We start from the raw sequence: 16,394 nt of genomic DNA, 5'->3' as shown, positions 1-16,394 counted from the left end.
ATAAGCGATGGACGAGGGTCAAACAGGTATACCGAGAGGCCTCTCGGTATACACAAGTGCCGCAAACGCGGCGCGCCTCAGCTGTCGTCCGTGTCGGTGACACCTTCGTAGAGTCCGATGCTGTTGCCGTCGGGGTCGGCGATGACCGCCCACCAGCTGGTTTCGGTGATCGGCGACTTCGCCATGAGCACCTCCGCGCCGGTGGCGGTGGCCTGCGCCACCGTGGCATCGATGGAGTCGACCTCGACGTACGACCGCGGCTGCGTGAAGCCCTCTCCTCGTGGAGCGAGCCCGCCGCCCGAGATCTGGTTCGGCGCCCGCCACATGGGGTACCCCTCGAATCCGGGCAGCTCGGCGATCTGCCAGCCGAAGAGCGCCGAGTAGAACTCCGTCGCCTTCGCGAGATCGCTCACCGGGATGTCGATGTGCGTGATGTCTCCGTGCGCCATGGCACGCTCCTTCCGCCGGTCCGCCCAGTCTTGTCTCGCACGCCGGCAGGTTCAAGGGCCGGGCGCACGTTCGGATCCGTCAGAGTATTCACAAATTTGTGAATTCGGCGTAGTGTCACCGCCATGACCAGTGTCATCCGCACGAACGGCCTCACGAAGCACTACGGCCGCGTCCGCGCCCTCGACGGGCTCGACCTCAGCGTCGAAGCCGGGCAGATCCACGGCTTCCTCGGCCCGAACGGCGCCGGCAGGTCTTCCAGTTCGACCCGCGCAAGAAGGGCCGCGCCTATTCGAAGGGCAACCGGCAGAAGGTCGCCCTCATCGCCGCGTTCGCGGTGCCCGCCGACCTGTACATCCTCGACGAGCCGACGAGCGGCCTCGATCCCCTGATGGAAGTGGTCTTCCGCGGCGAGATCGCCCGTGTGACGGATGCCGGTGCCACGGTGCTGCTGTCGAGTCACATCCTCTCCGAGGTCGAGCTCCTGTGCGACCGCGTGTCGATCATCCGCGCCGGCCGGATCGTCGAGGAGGGGACCCTCGAAGAGCTCCGCCACCTCACCCGCACCGAGGTCTCGTTCGAGGGCTCGGACGCCGCTGCGGCTGCCGGCATCCCCGGCGTCCACGACGTGGCAACGGGCGATGGTCGCGTCCGCTTCACGGTCGACAGCGACGCGATGACCGGGATGCTGCCCGAGCTCGCAAGGCGCGCCGTGACGGGCCTGCGCGTCAACCCGCCGTCGCTCGAGGAGCTGTTCCTGCGCCACTACGGCGACGACCTGTCGGCATCCGCCGAGAACCCCGCCGAGCGCGCATCGTGAACAGGTTCGCCGCCCTCTACCGTCAGCGCCTGCACCGCGACGGGCTGCAGCTGTCGCTGTGGATCGTGGGCACCGCCCTCTCGCATTCGCCGCGTATGCGGGGGTGCAGGACTCGTTCGGCAGCGAGCAGGACCGCCAGATGCTCCTGGTGGCCGCCATCGCCAATCCGGTCATCCTGCTGTTCCGCGGACTGCCGTCGGGCGCCGACGAGGGGGCGTTCATCGCGTTCCTGATCGTGCCGTTCCTGTGCATGCTCGCGGCGTTCATGAGCTCGTTCCTCGCCGTCCGCCACACCCGCGCCGAGGAAGAGAGCGGCCGCGCCGAACTCGTCGGAGCGACGCCGGCCGGGCGCATGCTGCCGACCGTCGTGACGCTCGTGCACGGACTCGTCGCGAACTTCGCGCTCAGCATCCTCACCGCCCTCGCGCTGATCGCGGTGGGCCTCGAGGCCCCCGGCTCGTTCGTGGTCGGGTCTGCCGCGGGCGTCGTGGGCGTCTTCTTCCTCGGGGTGGGACTCGTCGCCGCCCAGTTCATGCGCACCTCGCGTGGCGCGAACACGGTCGCCGTCACGGTGCTGCTCTCGACATATCTCCTCGCCGGCATCGGCAACGCGCTCGGCACCCCGAGCGACGACCTGCAGCGCATGGAGAGCTCGTGGCTCACGTGGCTCTCGCCGTTCGGGTGGGCCGAGAACTCGCGCCCGTTCGCCGACGACGACCTGTGGCCGCTCGTGCTGTGCAAGCTCGTCGGACTCGCGCTGGCCGCCACCGCCATCGTGCTGCAGAGCAGGCGCGACATCGGATCCGCCTTCGTCGCCGAGCGCCCCGGCCGCGCCGACGCGCACCCGGCGCTGTCGACGACGACAGCCCTCGTGTGGCGACTGTCGGCGGGGTCGATCGTCGGCTGGTCGATCGGCGCCGCGATCTCCGGGCTGCTCGCGACGACGCTCGCGTCGGTCGTCGAAGAGATCGGCGCCGAGAACCCCGCGGTCGAGGCGATCCTCGCCCAGATCACGAGCCGGCAGGGATCTATCGCGCAGGGGCTGCTCACGACGTTCTTCGTGATGATCGGCATCCTCGCCGCATGCGCCGCCGTGCAGACGATCACGCGGGCGCGGCAGGAGGAGACCCACGGCACCGCCGAGCCGGTGCTGGCGTCCCCGATCGATCGCGTTCGATGGCTGGCCGACTTCGTGGTCGTGGGGTTCGCGGCGGTCGTCATCATCCTCACGGCCGGTGTGGCCGCGGCATCCCTCGGGATCCTCGTGAACGACGGCGACCCCGATCTGTACCGCGGGGCGATCACCGTCGCAGTCGGCCAGGTGGTCGCGGCAAGCGTGTTCCTGGTCGTCACGGCGCTCGTCTTCGTCGTCGCCCCACGGTGGACGATCGCCGCCGGGTGGACGCTCGTGCTGTTGGCCGCCGTCGTCGGCCTCTTCGGCCCGATCTTCGGGATGCCGGAGTCGCTCACGTGGCTCTCGCCCGTCGCCGCAGCACCGGTGCCCGTCCCCGACGGTGTGGATGTGCGGGGGCTGTGGTGGCTGCTGGGTGCGATCGCCGTCGCCGGGGCGGCTACCTTCGGACTCATGCGCAGACGTGAACTGGCGGCCGGCGGTTGAGTGGCGTGGAGTTCCCCGGAATCGAACCCGCCGAACAGGCCGCGGCCATGATGACGGCCGCAGGCATGGCGCGCATGCCCGCCCGTGTGATGATGGCCCTCGTCGGCTCGCCCGACGAGGGCTACACCGCCGCCGAACTCGCCGGTCGCCTCGGCGTCTCGGCCGGCGCCGTCTCGGGCGCCGTGCGCTACCTGCAGTCGATGCGCATCATCCAGCGCCTCTCGCGCCCCGGCGACCGCCGCGACCGGTACGACCTGGCCGACGACGCGTTCGCCGGCGTTGTGACCGGCAACGCGCCGCTGTACGCGCGGCTCGGCGACCTCATGGAGCGCATCGCCGACGAGAACACCGACGCCCCGATCTCGGTGGCACGCGCGCGCGACGTCGCCGACTTCCTGCGGTTCCTCGCCGAGCGGATGCCGCAGCTCGCCGACGAATGGCAGGCGCAGCGCGCCGCACGGGAGCGGTAGCCTTGCCCGAGTGAGTGACACCCCCCGCTACATCGTGGCCACCGACGGCGCCTGCAAGGGAAACCCCGGCCCCGCCGGCTGGGCGTGGGTCGGCGAAGACGGCGAGTGGGCCGCGGGCTCGGTGCCCGAGGGCACCAACAACATCGGTGAGCTGATGGGCCTGCTGAAGGCGATCGAAGACCACCCCGACGTCGAGAACCTCGTCGTCCAGGCCGACTCGAAGTACGCGATCGACACGTACACGAAGTGGATGGACGGCCACCGGCGCCGCGGCTGGAAGACCTCGACCGGCGCGCCGACGAAGAACGTCGACCTGCTCGAGCAGCTGATCGTCGCCCGCGACGCCCGCCGCGCCGTGGGCCTTCCCGACGTCGTGCTCGAGCACGTGCGCGGACACTCGGGCCACGTGCTCAACGCCTGGGCCGACGAGCGTGCGGTGCGGGCTTCCGAGCACGCCGCCAAGGGCATCGCGAGCGCATGGTCGTCGCTCGGCGGCAAGGAGCGGCTCGACGTCTCGAGCGCACCGAAGAACGGGCGGTGAGCGAGTTGCCGCCGGCGAACGCCTGACCAAAGAAGGAGGCCCCATGCGCGCCATCGTGCAGCACCGCTTCGGCGATCCCGCCGACGTCCTCGCCGTCGAAGACGTCGATCTCCCCGAGCCCGGACCGGGCCAGGTGCGTCTGCGGGTGATCCTCTCGCCGATCCACAACCACGACCTCTGGACGGTGCGCGGCAGCTACGGCTTCGTCCCCGACCTGCCGGCGCGTGCCGGCACCGAGGCCGTCGGCGTCGTCGATGCCCTGGGCGAAGGCGTCAGGGGCTTCGAGGTCGGTCAGCGCGTCGCCACCGGCGGCACCTTCGGAGTCTGGGCCGAGTACGTGATCGCGCGAGCGGGCGGGCTCATGCCCGTGCCCGACGGCCTTTCCGATGAGGCTGCGGCGCAGCTCGTCTCGATGCCGTTCAGCGCCATCAGCCTGATCGACGACCTGGGGCTCGGCGCCGGCGACTGGCTGGCCCAGAATGCCGCCAACGGTGCAGTCGGGCGTCTGGTCGCACAGCTCGCCGCCGCTCGGGGCATCGAGGTCGTGGGGCTCGTGCGCCGCGCGGCGGGCGTCGACGAGCTCGCCGCGCAGGGCATCGGCCACATCGTCGCGACCGACCGCGCCGACTGGCGCGACGAGGTGCGCGCCCTCACGGGCGGCGCTCCCATCCGAGCGGGCGTCGACTCGGTAGGCGGATCGGCGAGCGGCGAGCTGCTGTCGATCGTGGCCGACGGCGGATCGCTCGTCGTGTTCGGTTCGATGGAGTCGCCGGTGGTCAAGGTGCTCTCAGGTGACGTGATCTTCCGCGGCGTCACAGTGCGCGGATTCTGGGCGAGCACGGTGGCCGCCCGGATGCCCGCCGAGAAGCGGAACGCTCTCTTCGGTGAACTGATCGCCGGCATCGCATCGGGGGCGCTCACGCTCCCCGTCGCCGGGACCTTCGACCTCGCCGACATCGGCACGGCAGTGGCGGCGTGCGCTGAGCCGGGCCGAGGCGGCAAAGTGCTCCTGCGCCCCTGATCGAGGTCAGCCGCCCGCACTCGCCACGTGCTCGGCGAGCGCGTCGAGCGCGGCGCGCTGGCCCGTCACGAGGCGATCTCGCGCAGCATCCGCACCCGTCCACTCCACCCGGTCGACCTCGGGGAAGCGCGCCGTCCGCCCCGATCGCGGCGGCCATTCGAGCTCGAACTCGCCGAACACGAGCCCGTCGAGCGAGAAGCCGGGGCCGTCGGCGATGAAGACCGTGACGCGCTTGCCCGAGGAGTAGGCGAAGGTGCCGAGCTCGGCGTACGGGCCCGCGGGCGGCTCGAGACCGAGCTCTTCGCGGAACTCGCGCTGCGCGGCATCCAGCGCCGGCTCATCACCCTCGTCGAACTCGCCCTTCGGGATGGACCAGGCGCCGGCATCCTTCTGCGCCCAGAACGGCCCGCCCATGTGTGCGATCAGCACCTCGAGGGTGGGGCCGAGCCGGTAGAGCAGGATGCCGGCGCTCGTGGTCATCTCACACGACGCGGGTCTTCGGTGAGACCGTGTAGGTCTCTTCGGGGTCGGTGATCGCGACCGGCGCGAGCGCCGCGTCGATGGCGGCGACCGTGTCGTCGTCGAGGGTCACGCCCGAGGCTTTGACCGTGTCGTCGAGCTGCTCGGGGCGCGAGGCGCCGACGAGGGCGGCGGCCACGTTCGGGTTGTGCAGCACCCACGCCAGCGCGAGCTGCGGCATCGTGAGCCCGGCTTCGGCGGCGATCGGCTGCAGCTTGTGCACGGCCTCGAGCACCTCGTCGCGGAGGAACCCCTTGATGAAGTTCGCACCGCTCTTCTCGTCGGTCGCGCGCGACCCCGTCGGCAGCGGCTGGCCCGGCAGGTACTTACCCGTCAGAACGCCCTGCGCCATCGGCGACCACACGATCTGCGAGATGCCGAGCTCTTCCGAGGTCGGCACGACCTTGCCCTCGATGACACGCCACAGCGCCGAGTACTGCGGCTGGTTCGAGACCAGCTGGAACTTCATCTCCTTCGCCAGCGCGTGACCCTCGCGCAGCTGCTCGGCGGTCCACTCCGAGACGCCGATGTAGAGCGCCTTGCCCTGGCGGACGACGTCGGCGAACGCCTGCATCGTCTCCTCGAGGGGCGTCTCGTAGTCGTAGCGGTGGGCCTGGTAGAGCTCGACGTAGTCGGTGCGCAAGCGCTTCAGCGACCCGTTGATCGACTCGAGGATGTGCTTGCGGCTGAGGCCGGTGTCGTTCGGGCCCTTGGGCCCGGTCGGCCAGTAGACCTTCGTGAAGATCTCGAGCGACTCGCGGCGCTGGCCATGGAGCGCCTCGCCCAGCACCGACTCGGCGAGGGTGTTGGCGTACGTGTCGGCGGTGTCGAAGCTCGTGATGCCGAGGTCGAGCGCGCGATGCACGGTCTGGATCGCGGCGTCGTTGCCGACCTGGGAGCCGTGGGTCACCCAGTTGCCGTAGGTGATCTCCGAGACTTTGAGCCCGCTGTTGCCGAGGTATCGATAATTGACCATCCGTCCACGCTACCCGCGGGAACGGGCAGGCGGGTCAGTCCTCGGCGGGCGTCGCTGCGGCGACCGCCTCGTCGTCTTCGGTGGCGACGAGCTGGCCGCACGCGCCGTCGATCTCCTTGCCGCGGGTGTCGCGGAGGGTCGTCGGGATGCCGGCGTCGTTGAGGCGGCGCACGAACTCGTTCTGCACATCGACGTCGGAGGCCGTCCAGATCGAGCCCGGGGTCGGGTTGAGCGGGATCGGGTTCACGTGCACCCAGCCGCGACCGCGCTGATTGAGCTTCTCGGCGAGGAGATCGGCGCGCCACGCGTGGTCGTTCATGTCCTTGATGAGCGCGTATTCGATCGAGACGCGGCGACCGGTCTTGTCGAAGTAGTCGCGCGCGGCGTCGAGGGCCTCATCGACCTTCCAGCGCGAGTTCACGGGGATCAGCTCGTCACGCAGCTTGTCGTCGGGGGCGTGCAGCGACAGCGCGAAGGTGACCGGGATGTCTTCGTTCGCGAGCTTCGTGATCGCAGGGACCAGCCCGACGGTCGACACGGTCACACCGCGCGCGCTCATGCCGATGCCGTGCTTCTTGTCGGTCATCACGCGGACGGACTGCATCACGCGCGCGTAGTTGGCGAGCGGCTCGCCCATGCCCATGAACACGATGTTGGTGACCCGCTCGCCCTCGTGGCCGACACGGCGCGGGTCGCCGAGGCCGCCGTCGGCGATCAGCCGGTTGGCGCGGATGACCTGCTCGATGATCTCTGCCGCCGACATGTTGCGCGTGAGCCCTGCCTGGCCGGTCGCGCAGAACGGGCAGTTCATGCCGCAGCCGGCCTGCGACGACACGCACAGCGTGATGCGGCCGGTGTAGCGCATGAGGACGGACTCGACCAGGGCACCGTCGTGCAGCTTCCACAGGAACTTGATCGTGTCGCCGCGGTCGGTCTCGAGGCGGCGCACCTCGGTCAAAAGCGGCGGCAGCATGCCCCGCACGAATTCCTCGCGACCCTCGGCGGGGAGATCGGTCATATCGGCCGGGTCGTGCGTGTAGTGCGTGAAGTAGTGCTTCTCGAGCTGCTTGGCCCGGAACCCCGGAAGCCCCAGCTCCTTGACCTTCTCGACGCGCTGCTCGGGGGTGAGGTCGGCGAGGTGGACGGGCGGCTTGCCGCGCTTCGGAGACGCGAACTGCAGGAGCGGGCGGCCCTCGGCATCCTTCTTCTGCGACCATCCCTCGGTCGCCGGACGCACCTGGCGGGGTTTCGTGGCGCGCACAGGCGAGGTCTCGGTCATATGTCGAGGGTAGGGGACAGACCTGGACGCGCGCCCGAGGGCTAGCGTGGGGATCGTGGATGCCGAACAGCTGACACCGCCGGCGCCGACGCCGGCACGCCGAGGCGGTCCTCGCCGGCGGCTGCTCGTCGCGGGCGGTGCCGGCCTCGCGATCGTCGTGGCGCTCGCGGTGTGGGTGTCGGGGCTCGGTTCGGATGCCGAGACTCCGCCCGACGAGGATGCCGCCGAGTCTGCGGGTGTGGTGGATGCTGCGGCGGCCGAGGCACAGGCGCTCGCGGGCGATCCCCGAGCCGTCGAACTGCTGCGGATCCCGCTCGACGGCTCGTTCGGCAACTACGTCTCCCTTCCGGCCTCGAGCTATCTCCCGCAGTTCCCCGCCAAGGGGCCCGTCGACTGGGTGTCGGCTCTCGGCGAGTACCACGGCTGGGACGTGTGGATCGGGAGCGCCCGTGCTGTCAGCGGCGTCGTGCAGCGCGAACACTGCATCCTCATCGAGCGGGGTGCCGCGTCACGCTCGCGGTGTGTGCCGGCGGCACTGCGAGAGGATGCCGCCCTGCTCGTCTCGGTGCCGTATGCGCTCGTCGCCCCGGACGAGCGCCCGGCCGCGATGCTCGAGGGGCACCGGCTCGCGTTCTGGTGGGGCGACGGCGGGAGCGTCGCCGTGCTCCTCGCCGACCCCGAGGCCGTTCCCGCTTCGGACTAGGGTTTCCTCGTGGTCCCTCCCGAGAACCTCCTCGCCTTCACCCTCGCCGCCTTCGTGCTCATCGTGATCCCGGGGCCGAGCGTGCTGTTCACGATCGGCCGGGCTCTCGCGCTCGGCCGGATCGGCGGGCTGCTGAGCGTGCTCGGCAATGCCCTCGGCCTCCTTCCGATCATCGGCCTCGTCGCGATCGGCGTCGGCGGCGTCGTCGCACAGTCGGTCGTGCTGTTCACGATCGTCAAGGTGGTCGGCGCGGGGTACCTCGTGTTCCTCGGCATCCAGGCGATCCGACACCGCGGCCGCGCCGCCGCCGAGGCCGCGGGCGGCGTCATCGCGTCGCGGTCGGCATGGCGTCAGCTGGGCGAGGGATTCGTCGTCGGGGTGACCAACCCCAAGACGATCGCATTCTTCGTGGCGGTGCTGCCGCAGTTCGTCGACCTCGCGGCGGGTGCCGTGCCGCTGCAGATGATCCAGCTCGGCCTCGTCTTCTTCGTGATCGCGCTGATCTCCGACGGAGCCTGGGCCCTCGCCGCAGCCGGCGCCCGTACGTGGTTCGGCCGGTCGCCGAAGCGCATCGCGGCGCTGTCCGCCACCGGGGGCGGGCTCATGATCGGCCTCGGCGGCGTGCTGCTGTTCACCGGCGCGAAGAACTGAGGCGGGCGCGGTTCTTGCCGCCCGTGTTTCCCCTCCCCCTTCCCGCGAGTGCACGACTTGTCCGCGAGTGCACGACCTTCACGCGCGGGTAGCCCGTGCACTCGGCGGCATGCCGTGCACTCGGCGCGCGCGCGAGGGCGAGCGAGGGCGAGCGGGCGCGAGGGCTACGCGGGCTGCGCGGGCTGCGCGCCGAGGTTCACGAGGTTGCCGTCGGGGTCGCGAACCTGGGCGACGCGCTCGCCCCACGGCATGTCGGCGGGCGGCTGCACGGACGATCCTCCGGCATCCAGGAACGCCGTGTGGTGCGCGTCGACGTCGTCGACGTAGAACCACAGGGCGACGCGGTCGCCGGCCGCGGAATCGGGGGCCTCGGCATCCCGACCGATGCCGAGGGATGCCGCACCGACCGCCAGCGACACGTAGACGTCCTCGCCCGCATCCTCGAACCGGAAGTCGACGCGGCCTCCCAGAGCCCGCTCGTAGAACGCCACCAGCCTCGGCAGGTCGCGGGTCGACAGGATCGGGAACAGGCTCAGCACCGCCACGGACGCCAATCTACGCCGCCCTATCCCGCGAGTGCACGGCATACCCGCGAGTGCACGACCTACCCGCGCAGGGAGCCCGTGCACTCGCAGACAACCCGTGCAGTCGGCACCCGCCCGAAGCGAACCGGCGCCGCCCCGGTCAGTTCAGGAACACGTCCGGGAACAGCTGGTCATCGGGGGTGCCGGGAACGGCGGCGTAACCCGAGAAGTCGGTGATTCCGGCATCCCGAAGCACGTCCTCGACGATGAGCGTCTGCCCGGTGAACGATCCCGCGGGCTTGAGGAAGATCTCGTAGGCGGCGTCGGCGTAGATCTCGGGGGTGCGGCTGACCTTCATCATCATGTCGCCGCCGAGGGCGAACTGCACCGCTGCCGTCGCGATCGTCGTCGCGGGCCACAGGGTGTTGGCGGCGATGCCGGCCTTCGCGAACTCCGCCGCCATGCCGAGGGTCGCCATCGTCATGCCGTACTTCGCGAGCGTGTAGCCGGTGTGGGCGCCGAGCCACTTGGGGTCGAGGTTCAGCGGCGGCGAGAGCGAGAGGATGTGCGGGTTCTCGGAGTCCTTGAGGATCGGCACGGCGGCGCGGCTGAGCATGAAGGTGCCGCGCACGTTGACGTCCTGCATGAGGTCGTACTTCTTGGCCGGCAGGTCGAGCGAGCGCGACAGGTCGATGACGCTGGCGTTGTTGACGACGATGTCGATGCCGCCGAACTCACCCTGCGTCTTCAGCACCGCCTCGGTCACATCGTCGTCGTTGCGCACATCGCCGACGATCGGCAAGGCGTTGCCGCCGGCCGCACGGATCTGCTCGGCGGCGGAGTGCACGGTGCCTTCGAGCTTCGGGTGCGGGGTGTCGGTCTTGGCCAGCAGCGCGATGTTCGCGCCGTCACGGGCTGCGCGCAGCGCGATCGCGAGGCCGATGCCACGGCTGCCGCCCGACATCAGGATGGTCTTGCCGGCGAGCGTCTTGTCGGTCATGGTTCCTGCTCTTTTCATCTTCTGCGTGTCCCGATTGCTTGGTTGCGTGTCCCGATTTCTCGGCTGGAGAAGGATTGTCGGCCGAGAAAGCGGGACATGCTCACCCGCGAGAGGCGGATTTGGCGGATGCTGCGGCGAAAGCCGCGACGCGCGCGCGGGCGTCGTCGGTGCCGAAGCGGGCGCCGATGGATGCGGCCTCGTCGTCGAGGTTCTCGGCGAACGAGCGCCCGGCGCCGGTGCGGACCAGGCGCTTGGCCTGCCCGAAAGCCGCGGTCGCGTTCTGCAGCCAGAAGTCGGCCACGGCATGTGCGCGGGCGCCGACCTCGTCGCGCGGGACGACCTCGGTCACCAGGCCCCAGTCCAGCGCCGTCGCAGCGTCGATCGTGGTGTCCTGCAGCACGAGCTGCAGCGCACGGCGCTGGCCGACGGCGGCCGGCAGCAGCGTCGAGACGCCGAGGTCGGGGGTGAGGCCGATGTTGGCGTACTTGCTGACGAACTTCGCCGAATCCGCCGCGACGATGTAGTCGGCGGTGAGCATCAGGCCGAGTCCGCCGCCGGCGACCGCGCCCTGCACGGCGGCGACGATCGGCTTGTCGGACTCGACGAACGTGCGGATGCCGTCGTGGATGACGTGCGCGGCCTGCGTCACATCGGCGCCTGAGGCACCGGACGTCGCCATCTCGAAGACGTCGCCGCCGGCGCAGAACGCGGGGCCGGCGGCATCCAGGATCACCGCTCCCACCGACGGGTCGCTCGTGACCTCGTGGGCGACCGCGCGCCAGCGCTGGCCCATCTCGAACCCCATGGCGTTGAGGAACGCGGGGCGGTTGAAGGTCACGCGGGCGAGCCCGCCCTCGATGTGGACGAGGATCGAGTCAGTCATCGGTTCTCCTTGCTCGTGCTCACTTAGGGGCCATGCGGATCGCGCCGTCGAGGCGGATCGTCTCGCCGTTGAGGTAGCCGTTGTCGACGATCGCCATCACCAGACGCGCGTACTCGTCGGGGCGGCCGAGGCGCTGCGGATACGGGACCTGCTGGCCGAGCGAGTCCTGCGCGGCCTGCGGCAGGCCCATGAGCATCGGGGTCTCCATGATGCCGGGGGCGATCGTGAGGACACGGATGCCGTAGCGCGCGAGCTCGCGGGCGACCGGCAGTGTCATCGCGTGCACGCCGCCCTTGCTGGCGGAGTACGCGGGCTGGCCGATCTGACCGTCGAAGGCGGCGACGCTCGCGGTGTTCACGATGACGCCGCGGTCACCGCCGTCGGCGCCGTCGGCGGGCTCGGTGCGGGCCATCGCCGCCGACGCCTGGGCGATGACGTTGTAGGTGCCGATCAGGTTGACGCGGATGATCTTCTCGAAGCCGGCGAGCGGCGTCGGCTCGCCGTCGCGGTCGAGCACCTTGGCGGGCGGCGCGATGCCGGCGCAGTTCACGACGACGCGGAGGGGTCCGTCAGCCGCTGCGGTGGCGACGGCTGCGGCGACCTGCTCGGGGTCGGTGACGTCGGCGGCGGCGAAGGAGCCGCCGAGTTCGGCGGCGATGTGCGCGCCCGCCGATGAGGGCAGGTCGACGATCGTGACGGCCGCGCCGGCGGCGGCGAGGCGCCGCGCGGTGGCGAGGCCGAGGCCGCTCGCACCGCCGGTGACGAGGGCGGATGCGCCCGTGAGGTCCATCTGTTCTCCTTCGAACCGGTATCGGGTTCCACCATACGTGGAACTGGGTCCCAGGCGCGCGGCCTCCGGGCACTCGGGTGCCAGCCTACGCGCGGGCCTGCTGTTCATAACTCCGGAAATCCGTGGCCGCTCGTCGGCGACATCTCCGGAATTCCGGCCTTCCGTGCCGGCCGCCGCCACGATCATCCTGAATTATGAACACGTGGCGCCGACGCCACCTCGGTGCGACGATGGATGCCGACGACAGAGAGGCCCGACATGACCGACCGCGCCGCCATCACCGGCACCGTGACCGAGATCGACGGACAGCCCAACCTCGTCCTGACCCGCACGTTCGCGGCGCCTGCCGTCGAGGTGTGGCGCGAACTCACCGACTCGGCGCGCCTCGAGCGATGGATCGGACGGTGGGAGGGTGACCCGAAGACCGGCCACGTCGTGTTCTTCATGACCGCCGAGGGCGAAGAGGCCCCGCCCGAGGAGTACACGATCCTCGAGTGCGATCCGCCGCGGCGCTTCGCCGGCGACACCTCGCAGGGAACGGGATCGTGGCACCTGTGGTTCGAGCTCATCGAGAAGGGCCCGACCACGCTGCTCGTGTTCGGGCAGCGCCTGAACCCCGGCGAGGACGTCGGCTCGATCGGCCCAGGGTGGGAGTACTACCTCGACCGCCTGGTGGCGGCGCACATGGGTCGGGATGCCGGCACCGTCGCGTGGGAGACCTACTTCCCCGCGATGCAACCGGCGTACCAGAACCTCACCCCCCGCCCCTGACCCCGCTCTCGCGCACCTCCGTTTCCGGACGGAACACGCCGCGCCTTGACGCCGCCGACACGGCGTGTCCCGTCCGTAAACGGTCAGGGGTCAGCCCGGGCCGAGGATGAAGTTCCAGGTGCCGGCCGCGACGGCGGCGGCCACCGCGATCAGCGCGATGGCGAGTGCGATCGCCATGAGCGCCCACTCCGCCGCGCCGAACGTCGAGGGCCGCGCCCACGTGCGCGCACCCGGTGCCCCGAACCCCCGAGCCTCCATCGCCGTCGCGAGCTTGGACCCCCGCCGGATCGAGAGCACCAAGAGCGCGAACGCCATGCCGAGGAAGCGCCGCACGCGACCGCGATCGGCGACGCCGCGCGCCCGCCGGGCGAGCTCGAGCGCGCGCCAGTCGTCGAGGAACAGCCCGACCATGCGCAGACCCGCGAGAGCGCCGAGCACGAAGCGCGCCGGCAGCTTGAGTACCTGCCCCAGCCCGTCGGCGAGGTCGGTCGGGTCGACCGTCGCGAACAGCACGACCGACGGCAGCGCGATCGCGAGCACACGGATCGTGGTCGCGAGCGCGAGCACGAGCGACCCCTCGCTCACGCGCACGAACAGCCACTCGACATACACCTCGCCGCTCGTGCGCCCGTAGAGCGCGATGGTGAGACCGGTGAGCGGCGCGAGCGCCCACACGATCCACGTGCGCGCCCAGAACTCGCGCCACCCGAGGCCGACCAGCGGCATCAGGAGCAGTTCGAGCGCGAGCGCGACGGTCGCCGAGACGACGTCGAGGGTGAGGACGAGCGGGATCGTGATGATCGCGGACGCACCGAGCTTCGCGACCGGGTTGACCCCCGCCATGCGTCCGGTGCGCGCGTGCGCGTCGAGGAGGGTCACGGAGCGACCCCGCCGCCCGTCGCCGGTCGCAGGGCGAGCACCTCCGCATGCAGTGCCTCGACGACGTCGAGGTCGTGCGTGATCGCGACGATCGCCGATCCCTCGTCGCGCAGCCGCGCGAGCAGGGCGACGAGCTCTGCCCACGTGCGCGCGTCCTGGCCGAAAGTCGGCTCGTCGAGCACGAGGACGCGCGGCGCCGTCGCAAGAGCCGCGGCGACAGTGAGCCGGCGCTTCTCGCCGCCCGAGAGCGTGTACGGATTCGCGCGGGCGAGCGGAGCGAGACGCAGCCGGTCCAGGAGCTCGTCGACCCGCCGCGACGTCTCATCCGCGCCGAGGCCGAGCGCGCGCGGCCCGACTTCGAGCTCTTCACGCACCGTCTTGGCGAGGAGCTGGTGCTCCGGATCCTGGAACACCGTGCCGATGCGGGTGAGCAGCTGCCGCGACGCCCAGCAGATCGGCGTCGACCCGGCGCCGTCTGCGAGGCCGGGCGACGCCACGAGCGCACCGGCTGCCGGAGCCAGCAGGCCGGCGAGCGTGAGCCCGAGCGTCGACTTTCCTGCCCCGTTGGGGCCGGTGATCGCGAGGGCCGACCCCGCCCGAACATCGACGTCGATCCCCGCGGCGACGGGGTGTCCGGCCACACGCTGAACGGCCAGCTCGGTCGCCGACAGCAGGACCTCGCCGGCCGCCCGCTGCGGAGCGGACGGATGGGCGGGCGGGATGCCGGGCACCCACACGCCGCGCGCCGCGAGGCTCTCGCCTGCACGCCCGAGAACCGCGTCAGGCGTTCCGTCGGCGATGACGCCGCCGGCACCGAGCACGATGACGCGGCTCACCAGGGGCAGCCACACCTCGACGCGGTGCTCCACGACGACGAGCGTCGCGGGATGGGCCTCGAGCAGTCGCGTGACGGCATCCCGCACCTCGGCGACGCCTGCCGGATCGAGGTTGGCGGTCGGCTCGTCGAGAAGGACGATTCCCGGACGCATGGCCAGGAGACCGGCGAGAGCGAGCCGCTGCTTCTGACCCCCCGACAGCGCCTTGGTCGGGCGATCGAGGGCGACGTCGAGCCCCACCGCCTCGAGCGCGGCACCGACACGAGGCCAGATCTCGTCACGAGGGATGCCGAGATTCTCGCAGCCGAAGGCGACGTCGTCGCCGACGCGGGCGAGGATCACCTGGGCGTCGGGGTCCTGGAGGACCAGCCCCGCACGGCCCCGGGCCTGCGCGGCGGGAACACCGTCGATGAGCAGTGCACCCGCCTGCTCACCCTCGTCATCCCCGCCGAGGACACCGGCGAGCCCGTGCAGGAGCGTCGACTTTCCCGACCCGGACGCACCGAGCAGCAGTACGCGCTCCCCCGGTTCGATGCGGAGATCGGCATCCCGGATCGCCCATGCGTGGCGCGACGCATGCCGCCAGCCCCACCCGCGCGCCTCGACGGCGGCGGGACGGGAGGCCATGCCCGTCACCTAGACGCGTGCGCGCGCTTCGCGCCCGGACGCGAAGCGATCGAGCGCGCCTGTCGCGGCGAGTCCGCGCGCGAGCAGCCACGACAGCGCGCCCGCGATCACCGCACCCGAGATCGATGTGCTGATGAGGTAGACGACGACGAACGAGATGTCGGCGCCGGCGTACCAGAGCAGCAGGTTGTTGATGCCGCCCGCGAGCGCAGCGCCGATGCCCGCGAGGATCGCGACAGGGAGCGACCAGCGACGGTAGAAGAACAGCAGGAAGACCAGCTCGGCACCGAGTCCCTGGATGAGGCCCGCCTCGAGCGTGAGGAAGGCGCCCCACGTGTTGCCCACGAGCGTCAGCGCCGAGACCCCGGCGGCGACCACCTCGGTGAAGACGGCGGCTCCGGGCTTGCGGATGATGAGCGCGCCGAGCACACCCGCGAACAGCCACGGACCGTCGAGCAGCCCCTGGAGTCCCGGCAGCAGCGGCTCGAGAAGGGCACTGGGCCCGCGGTAGGCGACATTCCACAGCAGGAAGATGAGGCCGGATGCGACGCCGATGACGCTGGCGACGACGATGTCGACGACGCGCCAGCGAAGGACCCGCTTCGGGGGTCCGGCTGGTGCGACGGACGTTGATTCAGACGTGGAAACGTGCATGATCTCTCCTCCCTGCGCCGGCATGATCCGGATCAGGTTCGACGGTCGAAGCGTGGATCGCTTCCTCTCAGCCCGGCTCACCGGACTCCCGTGGTTTCGCGATGAGTATACCGCCGACGCACCGGGGTATCGTGACGGGGTGACCCTGGACGACGCCCCCGCGCCGACGCGCCGTGCGCGCCGCGTGGATACGGGCGACGTCCCCCTGGTCGCCGAAAGCGACACCCGCTCGGGTCACGTCGATTCCACGCCGGAGACGGATGCTGCGCCCCTCGCGCCCGTCGGCGACGACGCGGCCGCCAGCCCCGCCGAGACCGATGCCGCTCCGGCTCCTCAGCGACTCGCGCTTGCCTGGGTCGACGAGGACGCCGTCGCCCTCCCGCCC

At 70.9% G+C, this 16,394-nt stretch carries 18 protein-coding genes, 2 pseudogenes and 1 riboswitch; of the genes and pseudogenes, 9 read left to right on the top strand and 11 right to left on the bottom strand.

The annotated features are described in order from the left end of the window. Nucleotides 1-77 precede the first annotated feature (77 nt). Nucleotides 78-449: a VOC family protein gene (locus FFS15_RS16530; protein WP_137846144.1), complete on the bottom strand. Its 372-nt coding sequence runs from the start codon at nt 447-449 to the stop codon at nt 78-80. A 123-nt stretch (nt 450-572) separates the two neighbouring features. Between FFS15_RS16530 and FFS15_RS16525 the strand changes: the two are divergent. The 5 genes and pseudogenes from FFS15_RS16525 to FFS15_RS16505 all read left to right on the top strand — a co-directional run bounded on the left by FFS15_RS16525 (nt 573) and on the right by FFS15_RS16505 (nt 4,917). Then, nucleotides 573-1,267, top strand: a pseudogene (locus FFS15_RS16525) (DUF4162 domain-containing protein). Nucleotides 1,268-1,325: 58 nt separating this feature from the next. Further along, complete coding sequence (locus FFS15_RS16520) at nt 1,326-2,885, top strand: polyketide antibiotic transporter (protein WP_249354149.1); 1,560 nt, start codon at nt 1,326-1,328, stop codon at nt 2,883-2,885. 5 nt (nt 2,886-2,890) lie between these two features. After that, on the top strand, nt 2,891-3,355 hold the full coding sequence (locus FFS15_RS16515; RefSeq protein ID WP_249354146.1) for a MarR family transcriptional regulator: 465 nt from the start codon (nt 2,891-2,893) through the stop codon (nt 3,353-3,355). A gap of 10 nt (nt 3,356-3,365) precedes the next feature. Beyond that, a complete protein-coding gene (locus tag FFS15_RS16510; protein WP_137846143.1) occupies nt 3,366-3,896 on the top strand; it encodes a ribonuclease H in 531 nt (176 codons plus the stop codon). Between the two features lie 43 nt (nt 3,897-3,939). Then, nucleotides 3,940-4,917, top strand: coding sequence for a zinc-binding dehydrogenase (locus FFS15_RS16505; RefSeq protein WP_137846142.1), 978 nt, complete (start codon nt 3,940-3,942; stop codon nt 4,915-4,917). 6 nt (nt 4,918-4,923) lie between these two features. Here the strand turns inward: FFS15_RS16505 and FFS15_RS16500 are convergent, their stop codons facing one another. The 3 genes from FFS15_RS16500 to rlmN are packed head-to-tail and all read right to left on the bottom strand — an operon-like array spanning nt 4,924 to nt 7,691. Then, the gene (locus tag FFS15_RS16500) at nt 4,924-5,397 is read right to left on the bottom strand and encodes an NUDIX domain-containing protein (RefSeq protein WP_137846141.1); all 474 of its coding nucleotides are present in this window, start codon (nt 5,395-5,397) and stop codon (nt 4,924-4,926) included. A 1-nt stretch (nt 5,398) separates the two neighbouring features. Next, nucleotides 5,399-6,412, bottom strand: a complete 1,014-nt coding sequence (locus FFS15_RS16495; RefSeq protein ID WP_137846140.1) for an aldo/keto reductase family protein — start codon at nt 6,410-6,412, stop codon at nt 5,399-5,401. Between the two features lie 34 nt (nt 6,413-6,446). Continuing rightward, nucleotides 6,447-7,691, bottom strand: coding sequence for a 23S rRNA (adenine(2503)-C(2))-methyltransferase RlmN (gene rlmN / locus FFS15_RS16490; RefSeq protein ID WP_137846139.1), 1,245 nt, complete (start codon nt 7,689-7,691; stop codon nt 6,447-6,449). Between the two features lie 55 nt (nt 7,692-7,746). Here rlmN and FFS15_RS16485 point away from each other — a divergent pair, with 55 nt between their 5' ends. Together FFS15_RS16485 and FFS15_RS16480 are read left to right on the top strand one after the other, a co-directional pair. Beyond that, nucleotides 7,747-8,394: a hypothetical protein gene (locus FFS15_RS16485; protein ID WP_137846138.1), complete on the top strand. Its 648-nt coding sequence runs from the start codon at nt 7,747-7,749 to the stop codon at nt 8,392-8,394. A gap of 9 nt (nt 8,395-8,403) precedes the next feature. Further along, nucleotides 8,404-9,045, top strand: a complete 642-nt coding sequence (locus FFS15_RS16480; protein ID WP_137846137.1) for a LysE family translocator — start codon at nt 8,404-8,406, stop codon at nt 9,043-9,045. A 164-nt stretch (nt 9,046-9,209) separates the two neighbouring features. On the opposite strand, the gene FFS15_RS16475 is transcribed toward FFS15_RS16480, so the two are convergent. From FFS15_RS16475 to FFS15_RS16460, 4 genes are all read right to left on the bottom strand, one after another. Then, complete coding sequence (locus tag FFS15_RS16475) at nt 9,210-9,590, bottom strand: VOC family protein (protein WP_137846136.1); 381 nt, start codon at nt 9,588-9,590, stop codon at nt 9,210-9,212. Nucleotides 9,591-9,729: 139 nt separating this feature from the next. Beyond that, complete coding sequence (locus FFS15_RS16470; RefSeq protein WP_137846135.1) at nt 9,730-10,569, bottom strand: NAD(P)-dependent oxidoreductase; 840 nt, start codon at nt 10,567-10,569, stop codon at nt 9,730-9,732. 100 nt (nt 10,570-10,669) lie between these two features. Further along, nucleotides 10,670-11,452, bottom strand: coding sequence for an enoyl-CoA hydratase-related protein (locus tag FFS15_RS16465; RefSeq protein WP_137846134.1), 783 nt, complete (start codon nt 11,450-11,452; stop codon nt 10,670-10,672). A gap of 19 nt (nt 11,453-11,471) precedes the next feature. Beyond that, nucleotides 11,472-12,242, bottom strand: a complete 771-nt coding sequence (locus FFS15_RS16460) for an SDR family NAD(P)-dependent oxidoreductase (protein WP_137846133.1) — start codon at nt 12,240-12,242, stop codon at nt 11,472-11,474. 258 nt (nt 12,243-12,500) lie between these two features. Between FFS15_RS16460 and FFS15_RS16455 the strand changes: the two genes are divergently transcribed. Then, nucleotides 12,501-13,013 carry an SRPBCC family protein gene (locus FFS15_RS16455; RefSeq protein WP_137846132.1) on the top strand — a complete coding sequence of 171 codons (513 nt, stop codon included), beginning with the start codon at nt 12,501-12,503 and terminating at the stop codon, nt 13,011-13,013. Between the two features lie 90 nt (nt 13,014-13,103). On the opposite strand, the gene FFS15_RS16450 is transcribed toward FFS15_RS16455, so the two are convergent. The 3 genes from FFS15_RS16450 to FFS15_RS16440 all read right to left on the bottom strand — a co-directional run bounded on the left by FFS15_RS16450 (nt 13,104) and on the right by FFS15_RS16440 (nt 16,009). Then, nucleotides 13,104-13,892 carry an energy-coupling factor transporter transmembrane component T gene (locus FFS15_RS16450; RefSeq protein WP_137846131.1) on the bottom strand — a complete coding sequence of 263 codons (789 nt, stop codon included), beginning with the start codon at nt 13,890-13,892 and terminating at the stop codon, nt 13,104-13,106. Beyond that, nucleotides 13,889-15,355, bottom strand: a complete 1,467-nt coding sequence (locus tag FFS15_RS16445; RefSeq protein ID WP_171013244.1) for an ATP-binding cassette domain-containing protein — start codon at nt 15,353-15,355, stop codon at nt 13,889-13,891. Before FFS15_RS16445 ends, FFS15_RS16450 begins: the two co-directional genes overlap by 4 nt. 9 nt (nt 15,356-15,364) lie before the next feature. Continuing rightward, complete coding sequence (locus FFS15_RS16440; RefSeq protein ID WP_137846130.1) at nt 15,365-16,009, bottom strand: ECF transporter S component; 645 nt, start codon at nt 16,007-16,009, stop codon at nt 15,365-15,367. Continuing rightward, a riboswitch (TPP riboswitch) is annotated at nt 16,002-16,111 on the bottom strand. (Overlaps the previous gene by 8 nt.) Nucleotides 16,112-16,148: 37 nt before the next feature. On the opposite strand from FFS15_RS16440, the pseudogene FFS15_RS16435 reads away from it, so the two are divergent. Further along, nucleotides 16,149-16,394: pseudogene (locus tag FFS15_RS16435) on the top strand (hypothetical protein); the annotation flags it as partial.

It is taken from the genome of Microbacterium sp. 2FI, assembly GCF_005502885.1.
Lineage (GTDB): Bacteria > Actinomycetota > Actinomycetes > Actinomycetales > Microbacteriaceae > Microbacterium.
The sequence above is the reverse complement of the archived record's forward strand: the minus strand, read 5'-3'. Positions and strand labels throughout refer to the sequence as shown.